The organism is Noviherbaspirillum denitrificans, assembly GCF_002211445.1.
Classification (GTDB): Bacteria; Pseudomonadota; Gammaproteobacteria; order Burkholderiales; family Burkholderiaceae_D; genus Noviherbaspirillum; species Noviherbaspirillum denitrificans.
In genome coordinates this window covers 2,065,746-2,068,446 of record NZ_LSTO01000001.1, presented here as the reverse complement: position 1 = coordinate 2,068,446, position 2,701 = coordinate 2,065,746, and the positions used below count along the sequence as shown (strand labels likewise).

3 protein-coding genes and 1 pseudogene are annotated in these 2,701 nt (G+C 63.1%); 3 read left to right on the top strand and 1 reads right to left on the bottom strand.

Annotated features, from left to right (window positions below; all coding sequences use genetic code 11):
- Positions 1–205: pseudogene (locus tag AYR66_RS10130) on the top strand (AEC family transporter); the annotation flags it as partial.
- Here AYR66_RS10130 and queG read toward each other — a convergent pair.
- On the bottom strand, positions 202–1,287 hold the full coding sequence (gene queG / locus AYR66_RS10125) for a tRNA epoxyqueuosine(34) reductase QueG (RefSeq protein ID WP_088707390.1): 1,086 nt from the start codon (positions 1,285–1,287) through the stop codon (positions 202–204). The pseudogene AYR66_RS10130 and the gene queG sit on opposite strands and share 4 nt — an antisense overlap.
- 69 nt (positions 1,288–1,356) lie before the next feature.
- Between queG and tsaE the strand changes: the two genes are divergently transcribed.
- Both tsaE and AYR66_RS10115 read left to right on the top strand, forming a co-directional pair.
- On the top strand, positions 1,357–1,842 hold the full coding sequence (gene tsaE / locus AYR66_RS10120) for a tRNA (adenosine(37)-N6)-threonylcarbamoyltransferase complex ATPase subunit type 1 TsaE (protein ID WP_088707389.1): 486 nt from the start codon (positions 1,357–1,359) through the stop codon (positions 1,840–1,842).
- Positions 1,806–2,701 (top strand): N-acetylmuramoyl-L-alanine amidase (locus AYR66_RS10115; RefSeq protein WP_088709728.1); only part of this gene is annotated, 896 nt, incomplete at its 3' end. The genes tsaE and AYR66_RS10115, both read left to right, overlap by 37 nt.

The window sequence follows — 2,701 nt, the reverse complement described above, 5'->3', positions numbered from 1 at the left end:
CGGCTACTTCCTTGGCCGCTGGATGACCCTGCCGCCGCTGCAGCTGCAGATCGCCGTCGCATTCTGTGCCCTCCCGACGGCATCGAGCGCCTATGTCCTTGCCGCCCGCATGGGCGGCAACGGGCCGTTCGTGGCATTCCTGATTTCGGCGGGGACGGTCCTGTCGGTCTTTACCATCCCGGTGTGGCTGGCGCTGGCGCGCTAACGATGGCAGCCGAGCGCCCAGTCGACATGCTCCCGCACCATCGGTGACGGATGTCCTGAGCGCGCTTCGAGGGCCGCGACAATTCCCGGATCGCCGCGGTACTGCCTTGCGGCGTTCCCCATGCCGACTGCAAGGTTGCGCAGCCAGCGTTCGTGACCAATGCGACGTATGGGGCTGCCTTCAAGGCGCCGATTGAACTCGTCCTCTTCCCATCCGAACAATTCCACCATGGTGGCGTGCTCCAATCCGTTGCGCGGGTCGAAGTCAGGCAGCGTCGAACGTTGCGCGAACTTGTTCCACGGGCAGACCAGCTGGCAATCGTCACAGCCGTACACACGGTTGCCGATCAGCGAACGCAGCTCGACCGGAATGCTGCCTTTCAATTCAATGGTTAGGTAGGAAATGCAGCGCCGCGCATCCAGCTTGTACGGGCCGAGGATGGCTTGCGTCGGGCAGATATCGATGCAAGCCCGGCATTGTCCGCAGTGCGAGGTGCCCGGCGGGTCGACCGGCAACGGCAGATCTGTGAACAGCTCCCCCAGGAAAAACATCGAACCGGCTTCACGGTGGAGCATCAACGTATGTTTGCCGCGCCAGCCTGTGCCGGATTGTTCGGCCAGGGCAACCTCCATCACCGGCGCAGAATCGGTGAACACGCGATAGCCGAAGTCGCCGACCTCCGCACGGATGCGGTCGGCCAGCTGCTGCAGGCGGGCGCGCAGGACCTTGTGATAGTCGCGCCCGCGTGCATAAATTGAAATCACTGCCTGTCGCGAATCACTGGCACGGCGCACCTCGTCTTCGCGCCAGTCATCCGCGCTGTCGCGTGGCAGGTAGTTCATGCGCGCGGTGATGACACGCACGGTGCCGGGCACCAATTCCGCCGGCCGGGCGCGCTTCATCCCGTGCGCTGCCATATAATCCATCTCGCCGTGGAAACCGGCGTCCAGCCATGCCTGCAAGCCCGCTTCCGTATGCCCGAGATCAATCCCGGCAATGCCGATGTCGGCAAAGCCGAGTTCGCGGCCCCAGGCCTTGATCGCAAAGGCGAGAGTGGACAGATTGTTATCGGGAGCGGTCATGACTGGCAGGATTTCCCGGCAGTCCGGGAAACGTTCGGAAAAAAAACACCAAAGAAGCCATTTTACGAGATGCTGCACTTCCAGACCCACTTGCATGACGAGGCAGGCACCGCCGCCCTCGGCGCCTCGCTGGCGCGCGCCCTGGCGCCGGGACTGACCATCTACCTGCATGGCGACCTCGGCGCCGGGAAGACCGCCCTCACCCGTGCCATGCTGCATGCGGCGGGCCATGAAGGTCATGTGAAGAGCCCGACCTACACGCTTGCCGAGCCCTATACCGTGCAGCTGGGGGCGCGACGAGTTGACATCGTCCACTTCGACCTCTACCGGCTCGCCAGTCCGGAAGAGTTCCTGGACGCCGGCTTCCGCGAGCACTTCAACGAAAACACGATTTGCGTCATCGAATGGCCGGAAAAGGCCGAAGGCGTGTTGCCCGCGCCAGACATTAACGTGCTTTTAAGCATCTCCGGCGACGGTCGTGATATAGAATTACAGGCGTTGACCGACCAGGGTAGTCAATGCCTCGACCGACTGAAATTCGCGCCAAATCTGTAATCCCGAGAACCCGCCGCACACTTCTCAAAGCCGGCGGCACCCTCCTTCTCTCCGTTTTTGCCCCACTGCCCTCGCACGCGGCCCGTATCATGGCCGTGCGCGTCTGGCCGGCCGAAGACTACACCCGCGTCACGCTGGAAAACGACACCGACCTGAAAACCAGCCATTTCATCGTCAAGGATCCCGAACGGCTGGTGGTCGATATCGAAGGCCTCGAGCTCAACCCGACGCTGAAGGAGCTGGTCGCAAAGATCCAGCCGAACGATCCCTACATCAAGCAGGTGCGCGTCGGGCAGAACCGTCCGAACGTGGTGCGCCTGGTGTTCGACCTCAAGGAAGAAGTCAACCCGCAGGTGTTCACGCTCGCCCCGATCGGCGAGTACCGCCACCGCCTGATCTTTGACCTGTACCCGGTCAACCCGCCGGACCCCATCCTCGCCCTGCTCCAGAAAGGCGAGTGGAACAAGCCAGCCGACGTCAAGCCTCCCGTCGCCGAAGCCAAACCCGAGCCGGCACCAACGCAACCGGAAGTGCAGGTGGCCAAGGCCGAGCCCAGGGAAGAAAAGGCGCCGGCGATGACGCGCATGATCACGATTGCGCTCGACCCAGGCCACGGAGGCGAGGATCCCGGCGCCATCGGCCGCTCCGGCAGCCGCGAGAAGGATGTCGTGCTCGCGATCGCCAAGCGCCTGAAGAACAAGATTGAAAACCATCCCAACATGCGCGTCATGCTCACGCGCGACGGTGACTATTTCGTGCCCCTGCACGTGCGCGTGCAGAAGGCGCGCAAGGTGCAGGCAGACTTGTTCGTCTCAATCCACGCCGATGCATGGATCGAGACGACGGCGCGCGGCTCGTC